This window comes from Geobacillus stearothermophilus ATCC 12980 (assembly GCF_030369615.1).
Lineage (GTDB): Bacteria > Bacillota > Bacilli > Bacillales > Anoxybacillaceae > Geobacillus > Geobacillus stearothermophilus.
This window is the reverse complement of record NZ_CP128494.1, coordinates 1,776,732-1,795,658: the sequence shown is the minus strand read 5'-3', so window position 1 is coordinate 1,795,658 and position 18,927 is coordinate 1,776,732. Positions and strand designations below refer to the sequence as shown.

Genomic DNA, 18,927 nt, shown 5'->3' with positions numbered 1-18,927 from the left:
TGTTTTTTTGTGATAGTAATTATACTTTGAACCTTCCTGCGCACATTTGTTATAATGGGAGGTGAATGGCGAGGGAGGAATGAAAACATGGAAGATCGTGTGGAACGAATTAAGAAGCAGCTGCACTCAGCCGGCTATAAACTGACGCCACAGCGGGAAGCGACAGTAAGAGTCCTGCTTGAACATGAAGAAGACCATTTAAGCGCGGAAGACGTCTACCTCCTCGTGAAAGAAAAATCCCCAGAGATCGGACTGGCGACCGTATATCGGACGCTCGAGCTGCTCACCGAGTTGAAAATTGTCGATAAAATCAATTTCGGGGACGGGGTGTCGCGCTATGACCTCCGCAAGGAAGGAGCGGCCCATTTTCATCACCACCTCATCTGCTTAGAATGCGGGTCGGTGGCGGAAATTCAAGAAGATTTGCTTGAGAATGTCGAAGCGATTGTTGAGGAGAAGTGGAAATTTAAAATTAAAGACCATCGTTTGACGTTCCACGGCATTTGTCACCGTTGCCAGCAAAAGCATGAAGAAAAATAAAACCTTTTCCAACGGGAAAGGTTTTTTGCGTATAAACAACGAAACAAATGGCATATCCTCATACTAGCAAGCTGACAAGCAACTGATAGGGAGGATGCCATGAAAACCGTTTGGCAAATGGTGAAAGTGTTTCTTTTATTTACGGGATGCACCATTTTATTTTATTATAGTCTTGTATGGTTTAACCGCGAGTACGAGTATTACCACCGATACGATGAGCCGAAGGGATCGGCGGTCAAAGTATCGGCGGCGGAGAGTGCGCCGCCAAGTTGGCTCGACCGGCTGATATTTTTTTATCGCGACGGGGAGTAGAGAGCGTTGGAATACGAGTTGAAAGATTTTCTGCATTATTTGACGGTGGAGCGGAATTTGGCGCACAATACGATCGTTTCGTATGAACGCGATTTGAAAAAATACGTCCGCTATTTGTGTCAAGTCGAGCAGCTTCAGGCGTGGGGCGAAGTGGAGCGCCTCCATATTCTCCATTTTTTAAAGTTTTTAAGCGAACAAGGGCAATCGGCGCGGACGATCGCCCGCCATTTGGCGTCGATCCGTTCGTTTCATCAGTTTTTGCTAAGGGAGAAAATCGCGGCGCAAGACCCGACCGTCCATATCGAAACGCCGCAGTTTGAACGGACGCTGCCGAAAGTGCTGTCGGTCGAGGAAGTCGAGGCGCTGCTTGCAGCGCCGCAAGTGAGCACACCGTTTGGGTTGCGCGACAAGGCGATGCTGGAGCTGTTGTATGCGACCGGCATGCGCGTCAGTGAGCTTGTGCAGCTCAACTTAAGCGACGTGCATTTGACGATGGGGTTTGTCCGCTGCTATGGAAAAGGGCGGAAAGAGCGGATCGTGCCGATCGGGCGCATGGCGATTGAAGCGCTTGCCCACTATTTGGAGCGAGGGCGCCCGCAGCTTGTCAATCTGCGACGACGGGCAACGGAGGCGCTGTTTTTGAACCATTATGGCCAGCGGTTGACACGGCAAGGGTTTTGGAAAATTTTAAAGCGGCTCGCGAAAGAAGCCGGCATCGAAAAAGAATTGACGCCGCATACGCTTCGGCATTCGTTTGCGACGCATCTGCTTGAGAACGGAGCCGATTTGCGCGCTGTGCAAGAGTTGCTTGGGCATGCCGACATTTCGACGACGCAAATGTATACGCATGTTACGAAAACGCGCCTAAAAGACGTGTACAAACAGTACCACCCGCGCGCCTAGCAGCTGCCGTATGCTAGGCGCTTGCCTGTCGTTTTAGTTGTCAGACTTCTGACCAATTGGCCATAGGCGTGTTTTCGCGAAAATACGGGAACGATAGAAAGAGACTCCATTTTTCATTGCAGGCAGGGGGAATGAATGTGAAAACGACATACCAGCGTGTTTTTTTGATTGTGATGGATTCAGTCGGCATCGGTGAGGCGCCGGATGCCGAGAAATACAACGACAAAGGAGCGGATACGCTCGGCCATATCGCTGAGTATCGCGGCGGCCTCTATATGCCGAACATGGCGAAGCTCGGCCTAAGCCATATTCGTGAGATCAAAGGGGTGCCGAAAGTCGAGCGCCCGCTCGCGTACTATACAAAAATGAAGGAAGCATCGGCTGGAAAAGATACGATGACAGGCCATTGGGAGCTGATGGGCCTTCGCATCGACAAGCCGTTCCGCGTCTTTCCGAACGGGTTCCCAGATGAATTGATCGCTGAGCTCGAGCGGCGCACCGGCCGGAACGTGATCGGCAACAAACCGGCGAGCGGAACAGCGATCATCGAAGAGCTTGGCGAAGAGCATATGAAAACAGGGGCGATCATCGTCTATACATCAGCCGACTCCGTCTTGCAAATCGCCGCCCATGAACAAGTTGTGCCGCTTGATGAATTGTACCGCATTTGCGAAATCGCTCGTGAATTGACGCGCGACGAGCCGTATATGGTCGGGCGCGTCATTGCCCGACCGTTCATCGGCAAACCCGGCCATTTTGAGCGAACCGCCAACCGGCACGACTATGCGCTTAAGCCGTTTGGCAAAACGGTGATGAATGAATTGAAAGACGCCGGTTATGAAGTGATTGCCATCGGGAAGATCGCCGATATTTACGACAATGAAGGAGTTACCCAGTCGTTGCGAACGACATCCAATATGGACGGAATGGATAAGCTCGTCGACACGCTCGGCATGGACTTTACCGGGTTGAGTTTCGTCAATCTCGTCGATTTTGACGCTAAATACGGCCATCGCCGCGACCCAAAAGGTTACGGCGATGCGCTCGAAGAGTTTGACGCCCGGCTTGCCGATGTGTTGCCGCGCTTGACAGCGGACGACTTGCTTATCATCACCGCTGACCATGGCAACGACCCGATTCACCATGGAACTGACCATACGCGCGAATATGTGCCGCTTCTTGTGTACAGCCCGCGATTTCGCGGCGGCAAGCCGCTCCCAGTCCGCGAGACGTTTGCCGATGTCGGCGCAACGATTGCGGATAACTTCCAAGTCAACCGGCCGCCGTACGGAACAAGCTTTTTGGCTGATTTGGCCTAACTTCATAAAGAACGATGAGGGGGAAAAGAATGGATCGACAAGCGATTGAAAAAACCTCCGGTCATTTGCGCCCATTGATGCCAACTCCGCCTGAAATCGGTCTCATTCTCGGCTCGGGGCTCGGCGTGCTCGCTGATGAAATCGAAGAGGCGGTTCGCATTCCGTATGAAGATATTCCCGGATTTCCAGTGTCGACCGTTGAAGGACACGCTGGACGGCTCGTATATGGGCGGCTTGAGGGGGCGACCGTTGTCGCCATGCAAGGGCGGTTTCATTATTATGAAGGGTATTCGCTTCAAGAAGTGACGTTTCCCATCCGGGTGATGAAGGCGCTTGGCGTCCGCGAATTGATCGTGACAAACGCTGCGGGCGGCATCAACGAACGGTTCCAGCCCGGCGATTTCATGATCATTTCCGACCATATCAACTTGCTGGGCACAAATCCGCTCATTGGTCCGAACGATCCGGAGCTTGGTCCTCGCTTTCCAGACATGACGGAAGCGTACAGCCGGCGGCTGCGCGAGCTCGCCAAGGAAACGGCGGCGAGACTTGGCGTTTGCGTGCATGAAGGAGTATATGTCGCCAATACGGGGCCGTCGTACGAAACGCCGGCGGAAATCCGCATGATTCGTACGCTCGGCGGCGATGCGGTCGGCATGTCGACCGTCCCGGAAGTGATCGTCGCCCGCCACGGCGGCATTGAGGTGCTCGGCATTTCGTGCATTTCGAATATGGCTGCAGGGATGTCGGATGCTCCGCTTCACCACGACGAAGTGGTTGAAACGGCCGAGCGGGTGAAGACGGACTTTTTGCGGCTTGTGAAAGCGATTGTCGCCGAAATGGCGAAATCAAAACGAAAAAGGTGACCGCGATGCGAATGGTCGATTTGATTGCGAAAAAGCGCGACGGAAAGGCGCTGACGAAGGAAGAAATTGAGTGGATCGTCCGAGGGTATACAAACGGGGACATTCCCGATTACCAAATGAGCGCGCTCGCGATGGCGATTTATTTTCGCGGCATGACCGAGGAAGAAACGGCCGCGCTGACGATGGCGATGGTGCAATCCGGCGAAATGCTCGATTTGTCGAGTATTCGCGGCGTGAAAGTCGATAAACATTCGACCGGCGGGGTCGGCGATACGACGACGCTCGTTTTAGGGCCGCTTGTCGCTTCTGTCGGCGTGCCGGTGGCGAAAATGTCTGGGCGCGGCCTCGGCCATACGGGCGGCACGATCGACAAACTCGAGTCCGTGCCCGGGTTTCATGTCGAGATCAGCAAAGACGAGTTCATTCGACTCGTGAATGAAAACGGAATCGCCATTATCGGCCAAACGGGCGATTTGACACCGGCTGACAAAAAGCTATATGCGCTTCGCGATGTGACGGCGACCGTCAACAGCATTCCGCTCATCGCCTCGTCGATCATGAGCAAAAAAATCGCCGCTGGGGCTGATGCCATCGTCTTGGATGTGAAAACGGGCGCCGGAGCGTTTATGAAGAAACTTGACGAGGCGCGCCGGCTCGCTCGAGTGATGGTCGACATTGGCAAGCGCGTCGGCCGCCGGACGATGGCGGTCATTTCTGACATGAGCCAGCCGCTCGGCTATGCCGTCGGCAACGCCTTGGAAGTGAAAGAGGCCATCGAAACGTTAAAAGGAAACGGGCCGCACGATTTAACCGAACTTTGTTTGACGCTCGGCAGCCATATGGTCTATTTGGCGGAGAAGGCGCCATCGCTTGATGAGGCGCGCCGTTTGCTTGAAGAGGCGATTCGCAGCGGGGCCGCCATCGCGGCGTTCAAAACGTTTTTGGCCGCTCAAGGTGGAGATGCATCGGTCGTCGACGATCTGGATAAATTGCCCAAGGCGGCCTATACGTCGACCGTCACGGCGGCTGCCGACGGCTATGTCGCCGAGATGGCCGCCGATGACATCGGCACGGCCGCCATGTGGCTCGGCGCCGGCCGGGCGAAAAAAGAAGACGTGATCGATTTGGCGGTCGGCATTGTGCTCCATAAAAAAATCGGCGATCGCGTGCAGAAAGGGGAAGCGCTCGCCACGATTCACAGCAACCGGCCAGATGTGCTTGACGTGAAAGAAAAGATCGAGGCGGCTATTCGTCTGTCGCCGCAGCCGGTTGCTCGGCCGCCGCTCATTTATGAGACCATCGTATAGAGAGGGACGCTGGCGATCCGCAAGGAAAAAAGCAGTTGTTCAAGTAGAAGACGCCTGAAACGCGTGTTTCGGGCGTTTTTTTTTTTTGTTTTTTGGAAAATGAGCTGTTTTTTGTATAAAAATATCTCGCCTGGAAAAAATGGCATGTATAAAGAATGGAGGTTTGGGAGATGAAAACGAAAGTCACTCGTCTTCTTTTATTGCCGTTTCTTCTTTTTCTTCCTCTTTCTGCCCATGCCGAGGCGAAAGAGATGAAGGAGGCGAAAGTGAAGCTGGCCGATGAGGCGAAATCAGCCATTTTGATTGAACGCGACACCGGCAAAGTATTGTATGAAAAAAATGCCCATGAACCATTGCCGCCGGCGAGCATGACGAAAATTATGACGATGCTGTTGATCATGGAAGCCATCGATGAAGGAAAGCTGTCCTACGATGAAAAAGTGCGGGCGAGCGAATACGCCGCGTCAATGGGTGGATCGCAAATTTTCCTCGAGCCGGGCGAGGAAATGACCGTCGATGAGATGCTGCACGGCATTGCCATCGGTTCGGCCAACGACGCGTCGGTCGCTATGGCTGAGCAGATCGCCGGGTCGGAAGAAGCATTTGTCGAGATGATGAATAAAAAAGCGAAACAGCTTGGCTTAAAAAACACCCATTTCGCCAATGCGACCGGCCTGCCGGCGGAACATCACTACAGCAGCGCTTATGATATGGCCATGATGGCGCGCGAACTGTTGAAATATGAAGATATTACGAAATATACGAGCAAGTACGAAGACTATTTGCGCGAAAATACGGACAAAAAATTTTGGCTCGTCAATACGAACCGGCTTGTCAAATTTTATCCGGGCGTTGACGGCCTGAAAACCGGATATACAGCCGAAGCGAAATATTGTTTGACCGCCACGGCGAAAAAGAACGGCATGCGCGTCATCGCTGTTGTGTTTGGAGCACCGACGCCGAAATCGCGCAATGCGCAAATTACGAAGATGCTCGATTACGCGTTTTCCCAATATCGAACTCACCAGGTGTACAAACGGAATGAAACAGTCGCCCGCGTCAACATAAGCAAAGGCAAACGGTCATCCGTCGAAGCGGTGACGTCGGAGTCGGTGTCGGTGCTGACGAAAAAAGGACAGTCGGTCGAGCAGATCGAAAAAGTGATCAAAGTGAAAGACAATGTGAAAGCACCCGTTCGCAAAGGCGATGAGCTTGGCGTCCTCATTTTAAAACAGGATGGAAAAGAAATTTTGCACAGCCCGATCGTCGCCAAGCAAACGGTCGAAGAAGCGAGCTTTTGGGATTTGTTTAAGCGGGTGTTTGGCCGCTTCGTGCAAGTGGGATAATGTCAAGTTTTGCGGTCTTTTCGCTCTCTTTGGCGAACGACCACTAGTTTTGTCGGGCGGCAGGATTTCGGGCGGACAGCAGCGAAATGTCTCCATATCCTGAAATGGACAAGGGGGAACACGCTGTGAGTCTCGCGATCGACTTGGAAGTGAAGCAAGACGTGCTCATCGTTCGCCTGTCTGGGGAGCTTGACCATCATACAGCCGAAGAATTGCGTGAACAAGTGACGGATGTGCTCGAAAACCGAGCGATCCGCCATATCGTGCTCAATTTAGGACAATTGACGTTCATGGACAGCTCTGGCCTCGGCGTCATTCTCGGACGCTATAAGCAAATCAAAAACGTCGGCGGGCAGATGGTTGTATGCGCCGTATCGCCGGCCGTCAAACGGCTGTTTGACATGTCGGGTCTGTTTAAAATCATCCGCGTTGAGGCGGATGAGCAATTCGCCTTGCAAGCATTGGGGGTGGCGTAAATGCGCAACGAAATGCACCTCCAATTTTCTGCCCGCAGCGAAAATGAATCGTTCGCCCGTGTGACTGTGGCGGCGTTCGTCGCCCAGCTTGACCCGACGATGGACGAACTGACGGAAATTAAAACGGTTGTCTCTGAGGCGGTGACAAACGCGATCATTCACGGCTACAACAACGATCCGAACGGCATCGTCTCCATTTCGGTCATCATTGAAGACGGTGTCGTCCATTTGACGGTGAGAGACGAAGGAGTCGGCATTCCTGACATCGAAGAAGCGCGCCAGCCGTTGTTTACGACAAAGCCCGAGCTCGAGCGGTCAGGGATGGGCTTTACCATTATGGAAAACTTCATGGACGAAGTCATCGTCGAATCGGAAGTGAATAAAGGGACGACTGTGTATTTGAAAAAGCATATTGTGAAAAGCAAAGCGTTATGTAACTGAGGGAGACATGCCTATGGATGTCGATGTCAAGCAAGGTCAGTCGCCAATCAAAGATCAGGAGATGAAAGAGCTGATCCGCCGCAGCCAAGAAGGCGATCAAGAAGCGCGTGATGAAATTATTGAAAAAAACATGCGCCTCGTCTGGTCGGTCGTTCAACGTTTTTTAAACCGCGGCTATGAAGCGGATGACTTGTTTCAAATCGGCTGCATCGGCTTGTTAAAGTCGGTCGACAAGTTTGACCTGTCATATGACGTCAAGTTTTCGACGTACGCCGTGCCGATGATCATTGGGGAGATTCAGCGGTTTCTTCGCGACGACGGCACCGTCAAAGTGAGCCGTTCGCTGAAAGAGATGGGCAACAAAATCCGCAAGGCGAAAGATGAGCTGTCGAAAACGCGCGGGCGGGCGCCGACGGTTACGGAAATCGCCGACCATTTAGGCATTTCGCCAGAAGACGTTGTTCTGGCTCAAGAGGCGGTCCGCTTGCCGACATCGATTCACGAAACGGTGTACGAAAACGACGGCGATCCGATTACGTTGCTTGATCAAATTGCTGACGCCGACGAGGCGTCATGGTTTGACAAAATCGCCTTAAAAAAAGCGATCGAAGAACTCGACGAGCGTGAGAGGCTGATCGTCTATTTGCGCTATTACAAAGACCAAACCCAGTCCGAAGTGGCATCGAGGCTCGGCATCTCTCAAGTGCAAGTATCCCGGCTGGAAAAGAAAATATTGCAGCACATAAAGGACAAAATGGACGGATAGTCCATTTTGTCCGCACGGAGTGGGCAACAAAATGGACGGATAGTCCATTTTGTCCGCACAAAGTGTTCTCAAAATGGACGGATGTCAATTCATCGGCGGTGAACCATGAATCGCATCCGTCTTTTGGTCTGTAAGCGCATTTTGGAACGCTTTTTCCAGAGCAAGCAACAAAAGTCTAAAAAAGAATGGGCATTTTTTGCCCATTCTTTTCTATTTTTATGAAATCGATGGTGAACGCCGACAGGCCGCATGATCGGTGTTTTTGCCAACCAAACTAAAGAAAAACAAAATGGGGATAAAGGTGTGAAGCAGATGGCAACCACTGTGTTTATTAAGCCACGCCATCGCGTGCAAGTGAAACCGGGAGCGGTCGTCACGCTCGGAGAAGTGGCCCAAATGACGGGAGGAGATGGCGGGCTGATTCGCCGGCTGAAGGCGATTCCGCTCTACCGCATCCAGCCGAGCGACAAGAACATCGTCATTATCGATATGATGCACATTGTTCGGGCTGTGCTTGATGCCGACCCGTCGCTTGATGTGCAGATGGTCGGCCCCTCACAGACGATCGTGGAAGTTGTGTACGAAAAACGGCGGTTTTCAATGGCTTCTTTTCTTCTCGTTTGGCTTCTTTTGTTCGTCGGTTCAGCCATGGCGATCATGAATTTCCACGAAGATGTGAGCATGCAGCAAGCGCATCGCCATCTTTACCAGATGATGACCGGCCAATCGGTCGATAAACCGCTGCTTTTGCAAATTCCATATTCGCTTGGGCTCGGCATCGGGATGATTTTATTTTTCAACCATTGGTTCCGCAAACGAATCAACGAGGAGCCCAGCCCTCTTGAAGTCGAAATGTTCAACTACCAGCAGGCGATCGATCAATACGTCATTTTGCACGAAAACAAAGAAAGCATGAGGCATCTTGACGACGCTTAAGGTGTTGCTGGTAGTGTTCGTCGGCTTTGCTGGAGGGCTGGCGGTCGGAACCGGGTTTGTCGCCTTTTTGGTTGTGCTTGGCGTCATTCCGCGCTTGACGCAGCTGACGAAAACGACGAAGCGCATTCACGCCTATGAGTGGAGTGCTGTCGCGGGTGCCATTGTCGGCGGCTGGATGAGCCTGTGCCATTCGGTGTGGCATTTATCCAAATATTGGCTTGTGCCGATCGGATTGTTTCATGGTGTGTTTATCGGAATGCTCGCTGCCGCTTTAACAGAGGTGTTGAACGTTTGGCCGATTTTAGCGAAGCGGATCGGCGTCGATGATAAAATCGTCATTTTACTTATGGCCATCGCCTTTGGCAAAGTGGCCGGTTCGTTGTTTCATTGGCTTTATTTTGTCGATCACTTTCGCTGACAAAGGAGGAAGGAAACGTGGGATTAAAGTCCGATTATGTCCGTGAGGTGAAGGCGTTTCAGCCTTCTCCCCCATACGCCGCCAATGCGGTAAAAGCGTTTCTTGTCGGCGGGGCGCTTTGTGCGTTGGCGCAATGGCTCGTTGATTGGTATGGCGTCACGTTTGCCGCTTCGCCGCTCGAGGCTCATCTGTGGGCGTCTATGGTGATGGCCGGATTGGCGATTGTGCTGACGGCCGTCGGGAAATATGATGATTTCAGCCAATTTGCCGGTGCGGGGGCGACGATGCTCATTACAGGGCTGGCCAATGCCATCGCGAGCGCTGCCATCGAACATCGCAGCGAAGGATGGACGGCCGGGGTGGCCGGGCAGATGTTGAAAGCCGGTGGGGCAGCGGTCATTTATGGTCTGATTGCCGCCTATGTGCTTGGCCTTGTTTGGCCGTGACGAAAAGAGGGATTGGCCATGAAACGTGTCGGAAAGCAGACATGGGTGTTTGACGATGGTGTTTACATCCAAGCGGCCGCTGCCGCAGTCGGGCCGCTTGAAGCCGACGGGCCGCTCGGAAGTTATTTTGATGTTTGTCATCGCGACTTATATTGCGGCGAAGCGACGTGGGAGCTGGCCGAGCGGAGGCTGATGCGGGAGGCGGTGGATTGCTGCTTGCAAAAGGCGGGCGTCTCTGCCGAAGAAGTCGATCTATTTTTGGCCGGTGATTTGTTAAACCAAAATGCGACATCGAACTATGTCGCCCGCGAGCTGCCGATTCCGTTTTTATGCTTGTTCGGCGCCTGTTCGACCTCGATGCAAACGTTGGCGGCAGCCGCTGCGTTTGTCGCTGGTGGATTGGCTGATCGGGCGCTTGCGGCGACAAGCAGTCATAACGCGACGGCCGAACGGCAGTTTCGCTACCCGACTGAACTGGGGGTGCAAAAGCCGAAAACGGCGACGTTCACCGTCACGGGCGCCGGTGCCGCGCTCGTTGGCCGCGCGCCGGGACGTTGGCGCGTCCGGGCGGCGACGATCGGCAAAGTCGTTGACGCCGGGCTGAAAAACCCACTCGACATGGGGGCGGCGATGGCCCCGGCGGCGGCCGATACGATCGAGCAGCATTTCCGTGACTTAGGCGTCTCGCCGGGCGATTACGATTTGATTGTCACCGGCGACTTGTCGCGCGTCGGCAGCGTCATCGTCCGCGAGTTGCTTGCTGAATCAGGCTACGATGTGACCGACGTTTACAACGATTGCGGGATGATGATTTACCGGCCAGATCAAAAGGTGTTCGCCGGCGGCAGCGGCTGCGCCTGCTCGGCGGTCGTCACGTACGGGTATTTGCTTCAAGAGCTCGCCCGCGGAACGTTTCGACGCCTGTTTGTCGTCGCTACCGGGGCGCTCTTGAGTCAAACGATGGTGCAGCAAAAACAGTCGATCCCAGCGATCGCTCACGGCGTCGTCATCGAAGCGGCTGGACAGGAGTCGGATTTGCCGCCGTAGGACGTCTTTTATTTGGGAACGATCAGGAGGGAATGTGATATGGAATACGTCCGTGCCTTTCTCGCCGGCGGGCTGCTGTGCGCCATCGTTCAGCTCATCATCGACCGCGGCAAATGGACGCCGGCTGGCGTCGCCGGTTCGCTTGTCGTCTTTGGCGTACTCCTTGGCTTTGGCGGCGTCTATGATCCATTCGTCGCTTGGGCTGGCGCCGGGGCGACGATGCCGCTATGCGGATTTGGGTATTGGTTGGCGAAAGGGGCCATGGTAGAACCGCGGCCGGAGGGATTTGTCGAAACCGGAGCAGCGGTGTTCCGATTTGCCGGCGCCTTGTTCGCTTTTATCGTGGCTGGCTCTTTTGCCGCGGCGCTCACTTGCAAACCGAAAGGGTAGAGATGATGGAAAAACGACGAGTCATTTTAGTAACGGATGGGGACGAGTTCGCCTGCCGGGCGATTGAGCGGGTTGCAGCCGAAATCGGCGGCCGTTGCATTTCTCGCTCGCAAGGCAATCCGACGAAACTGAGCGGTGAACAGTTGGTCGAACTCATTTTGCAAACGCCGCACGATCCAGTGTTTGTCATGTTTGACGATTGCGGCGCCCTCGGGGAGGGGGCCGGAGAGCAGGCGCTTCGCTATGTGGCGACGCATGAGCAAATCCAAGTGCTCGGGGCGCTGGCGGTTGCCTCCAATACGCACCAGCATGAATGGACAAAAGTGCATGTGAGCATCGACCGTGACGGCGTGATGACCGAATATGGGGTCGATAAAGAAGGCGTCCGGGACCTCGAGATCGGGCGGATCAATGGCGATACCGTCTACTGCCTTGACCGGCTGAACATTCCGCTCATCGTCGGCATCGGCGACATCGGCAAAATGGGATATCGAGACCATGCGAAATACGGAGCGCCGATTACGCGCAAGGCGGTCGAGTTGATTCTCGAAAGGAGTGGTGGACATGCCGGAAAAAGAAAAGAAACCGAAAGCGCCGATCGCGAAGCGGCTCGTTGACAACGCGAAGTTTTTGCAACAGCGGATCGGCGTCGGGACAAGCTTTGATTTAGGCGTGCGGAAAATCTATATCCTAAACCGGGAAGTACATATTTACTACTGCAACGGTTTATGCGATACGCAATACATTATCGAATTGTTAAAACAAATTGTGCACGTCAACGATGATGAACGCCAGGCGTCCCAAGCGTGGCAGATCATCGAAAATCGACTCGTTCATCAGCAAGTCAGTCCGGTGACGAGCCTCGACGAAGCGGTTGACAAGCTGCTGTCGGGCTTGATCATCGTCTTAATTGAAGGCGAATCGACCGGATTTGCTGTCGACGTCCGCAGCTATCCGGGTCGGCAGCCGCAAGAGCCGGATACGGAAAAAGTTGTGCGCGGCGCCCGCGACGGCTATGTCGAGAACATCATTGTCAACACGGCGCTCACCCGCCGCCGCATCCGCGACGAGCGGCTGCGCTTTGAAATTTTGCAAGTCGGCGAGCGGTCAAAAACGGACGTATGCATCGCCTATATTAAAGACGTCGCTGACCCGGGGCTTGTTGAACTCGTCAAGAAAGAGTTGCAGCAAATCAACGTCGATGGACTGACGATGGGCGACAAAACAGTTGAAGAGTTTTTAGTCAAGCAAGGATACAACCCGTACCCGCTCGTCCGTTACACCGAGAGGCCAGATGTAGCAGCGACGCACCTGCTTGAAGGGCACGTGCTCATTATGGTTGATACATCGCCAAGCGTCATCATCACGCCGACAACATTTTTTCACCACGTCCAGCATGCCGAGGAATACCGGCAGTCGCCAGGGGTCGGGACGTTTGTGCGCTGGGTGCGGTTTTTAGGCATTTTGACGTCGTTGTTTTTGCCGCCGCTTTGGGTGCTGTTTGTCCTTGAGCCTGAACTGCTGCCGAAAGAGTGGGGGTTCATCGGTCCGAACAAGCAAACGAATATTCCGATCATCGTGCAAATTTTGATCGCTGATTTTGGAATTGAGCTTTTGCGGATGGCAGCCATTCATACGCCGACGCCGCTCTCTACGGCGATGGGCTTGATCGCCGCTGTCTTGATCGGGCAAATCGCGATTGACGTTGGGCTGTTTGTGTCGGAAGTCATCTTGTATGTTTCCGTCGCGGCGATCGGTTCATTTGCAACGCCGAGCTATGAGCTGAGCGTGGCCAATAAAATTTCCCGCCTGGCGCTCGTCGTGCTCGTCTTCTTGTTTAAGGTGCCCGGATTCGTCATCGGCGCGACGGTTTATTTGCTTTGGCTCGTTAGCATCCGTTCCCTCAACACGCCGTACTTATGGCCGTTCATTCCGTTTGACCCGGCGGCATTTATGCAAATTGTCGTCCGCCGCTCGGCGGCCGGGGCGAAAGTGCGTCCGAGCATCGTTCATCCGCAGGACGTGCGAAAGCAACCGACATGACGCAGGTCGTCATCGCACAAGCGGCCGTTTCCATTGGCATATATGGACGGCCGCTTTCTCCCTTTTGGCGCTATTGAAACTTTTTTATAATTATGATACGTTATACTTGACGTTTCGCACCTTTGCAAGCGCCATTGGCAAGTCGTCCGTCCGCCTAAGGAGGGCGGGCGCTCGATGCAGAGGGCGCACGCGGCTGTATGACAGCCTGCCATGCGGCGGGGCTGATTGCTCTGCGGCTTTGTTTTTTTCAAGGCAGGCGCCGGTTGCGAAACTGTCTTTTTTGCTTTTGGTATGCATGTTTGCGCCACTTTGATGAGGAATGAGGGATTTCAATGTTTTTTCATGGGACGAGCCGCGTCAATGAAAAAGGGCACTTGGAAATTGGCGGCGTCGATACGGTCGAGTTGGCGAAAACGTATGGAACGCCGCTTTATATTTATGACGTTGCTTTGATCCGCGCGCGGGCGCGCGCGTTTAAGGGAGCGTTCCGCCGCCATGGCGTGCAGGCGCAAGTCGCCTACGCCAGCAAGGCGTTTTCTTCAGTTGCCATGGTGCAGCTGGCCGCTGAGGAACAATTGTCGCTCGATGTCGTCTCAGGCGGAGAGCTGTATACGGCTTTGGCCGGCGGGTTCCCGCCGGAGCGCATCCATTTCCATGGCAACAACAAAAGTTGGGATGAACTGGCGATGGCGCTTGAACACGGGGTCGGCTGCATCGTGGCCGACAACTTTTACGAGCTCGAGCTGATTGAACAATTGGTGGGGCCATCCGGTCGAGCGGTTCCGGTTTTGCTTCGCGTGACGCCAGGGGTTGAGGCGCATACGCACGATTACATTTTAACCGGACAGGAAGACTCGAAGTTCGGCTTTGATTTGAATAACGGTCAAGCGGATGAAGCGTTCCGGCGCGTCATGGCGTCGGCTGCGTTTCAACTGCTCGGCGTCCATTGCCATATCGGATCGCAAATTTTTGAAACGACCGGCTTTGTGCTCGCCGCACGAAAAGTGTTTGCGAAGCTGGCCGAATGGCACAAAACGTGTGGGTTCGTTCCTGCGGTCGTCAACCTTGGCGGCGGCTTTGGCATCCGCTATACGGATGAAGACGACCCGATTCCGGTGTCAGCGTATGTCGACTGTATCGTGGATGAGGTGAAAACACAGGCGGAAGTGCATCAACTTCCGATGCCGGAAATTTGGATTGAGCCCGGCCGCTCGCTCGTGGGGGATGCCGGAACGACGATTTATACGATCGGCTCGCGAAAAGAGGTGCCGAACGTCCGCACCTATATCGCCGTTGACGGCGGCATGAGCGACAACATCCGCCCGGCGCTGTATGGAGCGAAATACGAAGCGGTGCTGGCCAACCGGGTGTTGGGCGATCGGATGGAAGTTGTGTCCATTGCAGGGAAGTGTTGTGAATCAGGCGACATGCTCATTTGGGACATCGCACTTCCGGAAGCGAAACCGGGCGATTATTTAGCCGTCTTTTGCACCGGTGCTTATGGCTATTCGATGGCGAACAACTACAACCGTCTGCCGCGTCCGGCGGTCGTATTCGTCGAAAACGGCGACGCCCAGCTCGTCGTCAAACGGGAAACGTATGAAGACTTGATCCAATATGACTTGCCGTTGAAGGCGAAAGTCAACCAATGAAGGCGGCCCTGGAAAAGAACGGCCGCCGCCAAGAAGAGAAGGCGCCCTAATGCAGCAGGGCGCCTTCTCTCATTGTTGGTTGGCGGAAAAGGCCGATTTGATGGCATTCCAAATTTCTTTGAGGATGTCGATCAAATTTTGGATGAATGTTTTCCCTTCTTCTGACTGCAAAAACGCAGACAGCTGCTCTTTCGCCTTGCTCAGCTGGTCGTTCACTTGGTCCCAATTGATGTCGGCGTTTTGCATTTTGTGAAAAAGGGAGACGAGAGCGTTGATTTCATCGGCGCTTAATGTGATGCCAAGATCATTGGCGATTTTTTCAATCAAGGCGCGCAAGTCAGCGTCCGTTTGCGGCGGGTTGTTGGCGATTTCCTCTTTGATTTTCGCCAGCAAGGCGACCGCTTTGTCCGCGCCGATCGAATCAGCGAGCTTGGCCGTTTGCACCATTTCCTCGTTGGCTACCTTTTTTACGTCATCTGGAATCACCTTGTCGGACGAAATTTCGTACGCCTTCATCAGCCCCGTCAGCGCTGCGGTGCCGGAAACCGGAAACGGAGCCGTGATATAAATATCGGCATCTTTCACCCCAGCGGTGATCAAGGCGTTTGTATACATCTCTTTCGTCACCCATGTGATGTTGTGCGTCTCAACGTGAAGCCCTGAGCCCGGTTCACCGATGGTGATCATGGACGATGAGATGGCGCGCGTGCCGATTTGTGCCTTCGGGATGAGTCCATCCAAATATTTATGCTCCTCGGCGTTCGAGACCGTGATTGTCTGCGCTCCGTCCGGCGCTTTCATTTCTTCCAGCACTTTTTGTTTTTGTTCAGCGGTCAAATTTTCACCAAGCGTGACGATGACATCACCCGGCGCGGCATCGGCGGCTGCGATGGCCGGAAACGCCAGCAGCATCGCCCAAAGCAGCGATGAAGCAATCGTTCGTTTCACATTGCTCGCCTCCTATCTACCAACCATGCACTACCATTATAACGTACGCTGGCGTGAATTTCTATTCGTAACGGCGCTTTGCCTTCGCCGCCAAGCGGCGCACGAACAACAAATGCCAAAGCAAAATCAGAAACAGAAGCGGATATAAGGCGGCTGAATAGGAAAGCTTTCAGCCGTGGTAGTAAAAAATTTCTGTCCTCAGCGCCCCATTTCATACAAAAAGGAAAAGAGCGACCATCCGCCGATATAGGCGGCCTGCACCCAAATCGGACGATGTATCGGGTATCCGTTTAAAAACAAGGAGGTTGACGGTGACGTAAATGAAAACAATAAATACATAGGCCAGTCCGTCGACTCCAACATCAAAATACCCGTATAAATGGTACTTGACATCGAGAAACAAATCCGTTGAAAGGCCGAAGAAAACCGCAAACAGCGAAGTTGTATACATTTCAAGGCCTGAAAGCCGTTTTGGCATGAGGAGAAACGAAACAGAAAAGACGATTACCGTCACCGCCATCAACAACACCGTCGGACGCCCCCTTGCCAGTTTTGCTACGTCTATCATTCATCACTAGTGTACCCATTCCGATTCCATATAAATAATTATAATAAATATATTATATTAAAAAAACAATGAGCAGTTCGACGAGGCGGCATTTTGGCTTTCTTTCCCTTTCGAATCATGATATGATAAAAGCGGTTGAAGCGCAAAAAAGGAGCTGAAGTACCATGGCGAAAAAAGGATATATTTTGATGGAAAACGGTGGGAAAATCGAATTTGAACTATTCCCGAACGAAGCGCCGGTGACGGTGGCCAATTTTGAGAAGCTCGCAAACGAAGGCTTTTATAACGGGTTGACGTTCCACCGCGTCATCCCTGGATTTGTCAGCCAAGGAGGATGTCCACGCGGCAATGGAACGGGCGATGCCGGCTATACGATCCCGTGCGAGACGGACAACAATCCACACCGACATGTCATCGGCGCGATGTCCATGGCGCACCGCGGCCGCGACACCGGCAGCTGCCAGTTCTTTATCGTCCACGAGCCGCAGCCGCACTTGGATGGGGTGCACACCGTCTTTGGCCAAGTGACATCGGGCATGGACGTCGTGAAGACGATGAAAAACGGCGACGTGATGAAAGAAGTGAAAGTATTTGACGAACCGTAAGCAACGGACGGAAGACGAGGAGCGGACAAGCCGGAACAATTGGCTTTTGTTTTTCATTTTGCTGGGGATGAGCCTATTGTGGGGAGCGGCGTACTGGTTTTGGGTCGTACAATGATGATTTCCGGCCGCTCTTGTGGTATAATAAACCTAACAATATAGTGAAGCCTCCTTCGGGGCAGGGTGAAATTCCCGACCGGCGGTGATGAGGCGCTATGCCTCTCAGCCCGCGAGCCGTATCGGCACGATCCGGTGTGATTCCGGAGCCGACAGTATAGTCTGGATGGGAGAAGGATGGCGATGTGCGCACGGTTGTTTTCGGCCGGCCTGGACGGCCGGCGCCGGTTTGGTGTAGCGGCGGCCGCTTTGTGTCGGTCGGTATGACATAGTTAACGAACAAGTGTTCTTGTTTGTTTGGCTGCACATCATGGTTCATTCTCTCATCAACGAACCCCCGGGGAAGTTCCGGGGGTTTATTTTTTTAGAAAAAAGGGGGGAGTGTGGTGTATCGCGATGAACATTATATGCGGCTTGCGCTCGATGTCGCGAAAGCCGGAATCGGGCAAACATCCCCCAATCCTGTCGTCGGTGCTGTTGTGGTCAATGGCGGAGCGGTCGTCGGGCTTGGCGCCCATTTAAAAGCGGGAGAGCCGCATGCGGAAGTGCATGCGATCCGCATGGCCGGCGAGAAGGCGCGCGGGGCAACGGTGTACGTGACGCTTGAGCCGTGCAGCCATTACGGCAAAACGCCTCCATGCGTGGATTTGCTCATTCAAGCCGGCGTCCGCCGCGTCGTCATCGCGACAACCGACCCGAATCCGCTCGTCGCCGGGAAAGGGATCGACAAGCTGCGACGGGCGGGCATTGAGGTCGATGTCGGGCTGCTGAAAGAAGAGGCGGATGAGCTCAACCGGGTGTTTTTTCACTATATCGCGGCAAAAACGCCGTTTGTGACGTTAAAATACGCGTGCAGCCTCGATGGGAAAATTGCGACGGCGACCGGGGAAAGCAAATGGATTACGTCCGAGGCGGCGCGCCAAGATGTGCACCGCCTTCGCGCCCAGCATGACGCCATTTTGGTCGGCGTCAACACCGTGTTGGCGGACAATCCGAAGTTGACGGTCCGCATCGGGGAGCAACGGAAAAATCCGCTCCGCATCATTTTGGATACAAACTTGCATACGCCGCTTGACGCCCATGTCGTCACCGACCGGGAGGCGGAAACGTGGATCATCACCGGAAGCGGCATCAGCTGGGAAAAGGCCGAGGCATACGAGCGCCTCGGGGTGCGCATCATCCCGATGGCGGCTGCGCACATTCATGTGTGCGACGTGCTCCGGCTGCTCGGTGAGCAGCGCATTACGTCGCTGTTTGTGGAAGGCGGCTCGCGCGTTCATGACAGTTTCCTCCGGGCAGGGGCGGTCAATGAAGTGGTCGCCTACATCGCCCCGAAGCTGATCGGCGGCCGCGAAGCGCCGACGCCGGTCGGCGGCCTCGGCTTCTCGCGCCTTGAAGAGGTGATGGAGCTTGACATCCGGCAGTTGGAGATGGTCGGCCCGGATATAAAAGTCGTTGCTGCGGTGAAAAAGAGGGGGGAGTAA

Annotated in this window: 23 protein-coding genes and 1 riboswitch; of the genes, 21 read left to right on the top strand and 2 right to left on the bottom strand. The window is 53.9% G+C overall.

Annotation, left to right across the window (positions count from 1 at the left end; all coding sequences use genetic code 11):
- Positions 1-87 precede the first annotated feature (87 nt).
- The 18 genes from fur to lysA all read left to right on the top strand — a co-directional run bounded on the left by fur (position 88) and on the right by lysA (position 15,208).
- A complete protein-coding gene (gene fur, locus QSJ10_RS09725) occupies positions 88-540 on the top strand; it encodes a ferric iron uptake transcriptional regulator (protein WP_033017157.1) in 453 nt (150 codons plus the stop codon).
- 99 nt (positions 541-639) lie between these two features.
- On the top strand, positions 640-852 hold the full coding sequence (locus tag QSJ10_RS09720; RefSeq protein WP_033017156.1) for a YqzK family protein: 213 nt from the start codon (positions 640-642) through the stop codon (positions 850-852).
- Between the two features lie 6 nt (positions 853-858).
- Positions 859-1,755, top strand: a complete 897-nt coding sequence (gene xerD / locus QSJ10_RS09715) for a site-specific tyrosine recombinase XerD (protein ID WP_053532282.1) — start codon at positions 859-861, stop codon at positions 1,753-1,755.
- A 131-nt stretch (positions 1,756-1,886) separates the two neighbouring features.
- A complete protein-coding gene (gene deoB / locus QSJ10_RS09710; protein WP_183083998.1) occupies positions 1,887-3,074 on the top strand; it encodes a phosphopentomutase in 1,188 nt (395 codons plus the stop codon).
- A gap of 29 nt (positions 3,075-3,103) precedes the next feature.
- Complete coding sequence (locus QSJ10_RS09705; protein ID WP_033017154.1) at positions 3,104-3,940, top strand: purine-nucleoside phosphorylase; 837 nt, start codon at positions 3,104-3,106, stop codon at positions 3,938-3,940.
- 5 nt (positions 3,941-3,945) lie between these two features.
- Positions 3,946-5,247 (top strand): pyrimidine-nucleoside phosphorylase, encoded by a 1,302-nt coding sequence (locus QSJ10_RS09700; protein WP_033017153.1) that lies wholly within the window; start codon positions 3,946-3,948, stop codon positions 5,245-5,247.
- A 170-nt stretch (positions 5,248-5,417) separates the two neighbouring features.
- Positions 5,418-6,593 carry a D-alanyl-D-alanine carboxypeptidase family protein gene (locus QSJ10_RS09695; RefSeq protein ID WP_033017168.1) on the top strand — a complete coding sequence of 392 codons (1,176 nt, stop codon included), beginning with the start codon at positions 5,418-5,420 and terminating at the stop codon, positions 6,591-6,593.
- Positions 6,594-6,718: 125 nt separating this feature from the next.
- Positions 6,719-7,069, top strand: a complete 351-nt coding sequence (gene spoIIAA / locus QSJ10_RS09690; protein ID WP_011231792.1) for an anti-sigma F factor antagonist — start codon at positions 6,719-6,721, stop codon at positions 7,067-7,069.
- Positions 7,070-7,510 (top strand): anti-sigma F factor, encoded by a 441-nt coding sequence (gene spoIIAB / locus QSJ10_RS09685; RefSeq protein ID WP_033017151.1) that lies wholly within the window; start codon positions 7,070-7,072, stop codon positions 7,508-7,510.
- Positions 7,511-7,523: 13 nt separating this feature from the next.
- The gene (gene sigF, locus QSJ10_RS09680; RefSeq protein ID WP_033017150.1) at positions 7,524-8,276 is read left to right on the top strand and encodes an RNA polymerase sporulation sigma factor SigF; all 753 of its coding nucleotides are present in this window, start codon (positions 7,524-7,526) and stop codon (positions 8,274-8,276) included.
- Between the two features lie 312 nt (positions 8,277-8,588).
- Positions 8,589-9,212, top strand: a complete 624-nt coding sequence (locus QSJ10_RS09675; protein WP_033017149.1) for a stage V sporulation protein AA — start codon at positions 8,589-8,591, stop codon at positions 9,210-9,212.
- Complete coding sequence (locus QSJ10_RS09670) at positions 9,199-9,630, top strand: stage V sporulation protein AB (protein WP_033017146.1); 432 nt, start codon at positions 9,199-9,201, stop codon at positions 9,628-9,630. Before QSJ10_RS09675 ends, QSJ10_RS09670 begins: the two co-directional genes overlap by 14 nt.
- Positions 9,631-9,647: 17 nt before the next feature.
- A complete protein-coding gene (locus tag QSJ10_RS09665) occupies positions 9,648-10,076 on the top strand; it encodes a SpoVA/SpoVAEb family sporulation membrane protein (RefSeq protein WP_053532283.1) in 429 nt (142 codons plus the stop codon).
- An 18-nt stretch (positions 10,077-10,094) separates the two neighbouring features.
- Positions 10,095-11,123, top strand: coding sequence for a stage V sporulation protein AD (spoVAD, locus tag QSJ10_RS09660; RefSeq protein WP_033017144.1), 1,029 nt, complete (start codon positions 10,095-10,097; stop codon positions 11,121-11,123).
- A gap of 39 nt (positions 11,124-11,162) precedes the next feature.
- A complete protein-coding gene (locus tag QSJ10_RS09655; RefSeq protein ID WP_033017142.1) occupies positions 11,163-11,513 on the top strand; it encodes a SpoVA/SpoVAEb family sporulation membrane protein in 351 nt (116 codons plus the stop codon).
- Between the two features lie 5 nt (positions 11,514-11,518).
- Complete coding sequence (gene spoVAEA, locus QSJ10_RS09650; RefSeq protein WP_020278271.1) at positions 11,519-12,130, top strand: stage V sporulation protein SpoVABEA; 612 nt, start codon at positions 11,519-11,521, stop codon at positions 12,128-12,130.
- A complete protein-coding gene (locus QSJ10_RS09645; RefSeq protein WP_049624999.1) occupies positions 12,078-13,556 on the top strand; it encodes a spore germination protein in 1,479 nt (492 codons plus the stop codon). Before spoVAEA ends, QSJ10_RS09645 begins: the two co-directional genes overlap by 53 nt.
- A 332-nt stretch (positions 13,557-13,888) precedes the next feature.
- Positions 13,889-15,208, top strand: a complete 1,320-nt coding sequence (lysA, locus tag QSJ10_RS09640) for a diaminopimelate decarboxylase (RefSeq protein WP_033017140.1) — start codon at positions 13,889-13,891, stop codon at positions 15,206-15,208.
- Between the two features lie 69 nt (positions 15,209-15,277).
- On the opposite strand, the gene QSJ10_RS09635 is transcribed toward lysA, so the two are convergent.
- The gene (locus QSJ10_RS09635) at positions 15,278-16,156 is read right to left on the bottom strand and encodes a DUF1002 domain-containing protein (protein WP_049624997.1); all 879 of its coding nucleotides are present in this window, start codon (positions 16,154-16,156) and stop codon (positions 15,278-15,280) included.
- Between the two features lie 211 nt (positions 16,157-16,367).
- Positions 16,368-16,685 (bottom strand): hypothetical protein, encoded by a 318-nt coding sequence (locus QSJ10_RS09630; RefSeq protein WP_049624996.1) that lies wholly within the window; start codon positions 16,683-16,685, stop codon positions 16,368-16,370.
- 203 nt (positions 16,686-16,888) lie between these two features.
- Here QSJ10_RS09630 and QSJ10_RS09625 point away from each other — a divergent pair, with 203 nt between their 5' ends.
- The 3 genes from QSJ10_RS09625 to ribD all read left to right on the top strand — a co-directional run bounded on the left by QSJ10_RS09625 (position 16,889) and on the right by ribD (position 18,927).
- Positions 16,889-17,329, top strand: a complete 441-nt coding sequence (locus QSJ10_RS09625) for a peptidylprolyl isomerase (protein WP_033017138.1) — start codon at positions 16,889-16,891, stop codon at positions 17,327-17,329.
- Positions 17,316-17,444, top strand: a complete 129-nt coding sequence (locus tag QSJ10_RS09620; RefSeq protein WP_255350139.1) for a hypothetical protein — start codon at positions 17,316-17,318, stop codon at positions 17,442-17,444. Before QSJ10_RS09625 ends, QSJ10_RS09620 begins: the two co-directional genes overlap by 14 nt.
- A 47-nt stretch (positions 17,445-17,491) precedes the next feature.
- Positions 17,492-17,625: riboswitch (FMN riboswitch) on the top strand.
- Between the two features lie 204 nt (positions 17,626-17,829).
- Positions 17,830-18,927, top strand: coding sequence for a bifunctional diaminohydroxyphosphoribosylaminopyrimidine deaminase/5-amino-6-(5-phosphoribosylamino)uracil reductase RibD (gene ribD / locus QSJ10_RS09615; protein WP_080997629.1), 1,098 nt, complete (start codon positions 17,830-17,832; stop codon positions 18,925-18,927).

Coding starts and splice junctions, on each gene's coding strand:
- QSJ10_RS09675 (WP_033017149.1), top strand. CDS start 8,589: ATGGCAACCACTGTGTTTATTAAGCCACGCCATCGCGTGCAAGTGAAA.
- fur (WP_033017157.1), top strand. CDS start 88: ATGGAAGATCGTGTGGAACGAATTAAGAAGCAGCTGCACTCAGCCGGC.
- QSJ10_RS09720 (WP_033017156.1), top strand. CDS start 640: ATGAAAACCGTTTGGCAAATGGTGAAAGTGTTTCTTTTATTTACGGGA.
- deoB (WP_183083998.1), top strand. CDS start 1,887: ATGAATGTGAAAACGACATACCAGCGTGTTTTTTTGATTGTGATGGAT.
- lysA (WP_033017140.1), top strand. CDS start 13,889: ATGTTTTTTCATGGGACGAGCCGCGTCAATGAAAAAGGGCACTTGGAA.
- QSJ10_RS09700 (WP_033017153.1), top strand. CDS start 3,946: ATGCGAATGGTCGATTTGATTGCGAAAAAGCGCGACGGAAAGGCGCTG.
- QSJ10_RS09645 (WP_049624999.1), top strand. CDS start 12,078: ATGCCGGAAAAAGAAAAGAAACCGAAAGCGCCGATCGCGAAGCGGCTC.
- spoVAD (WP_033017144.1), top strand. CDS start 10,095: ATGAAACGTGTCGGAAAGCAGACATGGGTGTTTGACGATGGTGTTTAC.
- sigF (WP_033017150.1), top strand. CDS start 7,524: ATGGATGTCGATGTCAAGCAAGGTCAGTCGCCAATCAAAGATCAGGAG.
- QSJ10_RS09655 (WP_033017142.1), top strand. CDS start 11,163: ATGGAATACGTCCGTGCCTTTCTCGCCGGCGGGCTGCTGTGCGCCATC.
- QSJ10_RS09705 (WP_033017154.1), top strand. CDS start 3,104: ATGGATCGACAAGCGATTGAAAAAACCTCCGGTCATTTGCGCCCATTG.
- QSJ10_RS09625 (WP_033017138.1), top strand. CDS start 16,889: ATGGCGAAAAAAGGATATATTTTGATGGAAAACGGTGGGAAAATCGAA.
- QSJ10_RS09695 (WP_033017168.1), top strand. CDS start 5,418: ATGAAAACGAAAGTCACTCGTCTTCTTTTATTGCCGTTTCTTCTTTTT.
- spoVAEA (WP_020278271.1), top strand. CDS start 11,519: ATGGAAAAACGACGAGTCATTTTAGTAACGGATGGGGACGAGTTCGCC.
- spoIIAB (WP_033017151.1), top strand. CDS start 7,070: ATGCGCAACGAAATGCACCTCCAATTTTCTGCCCGCAGCGAAAATGAA.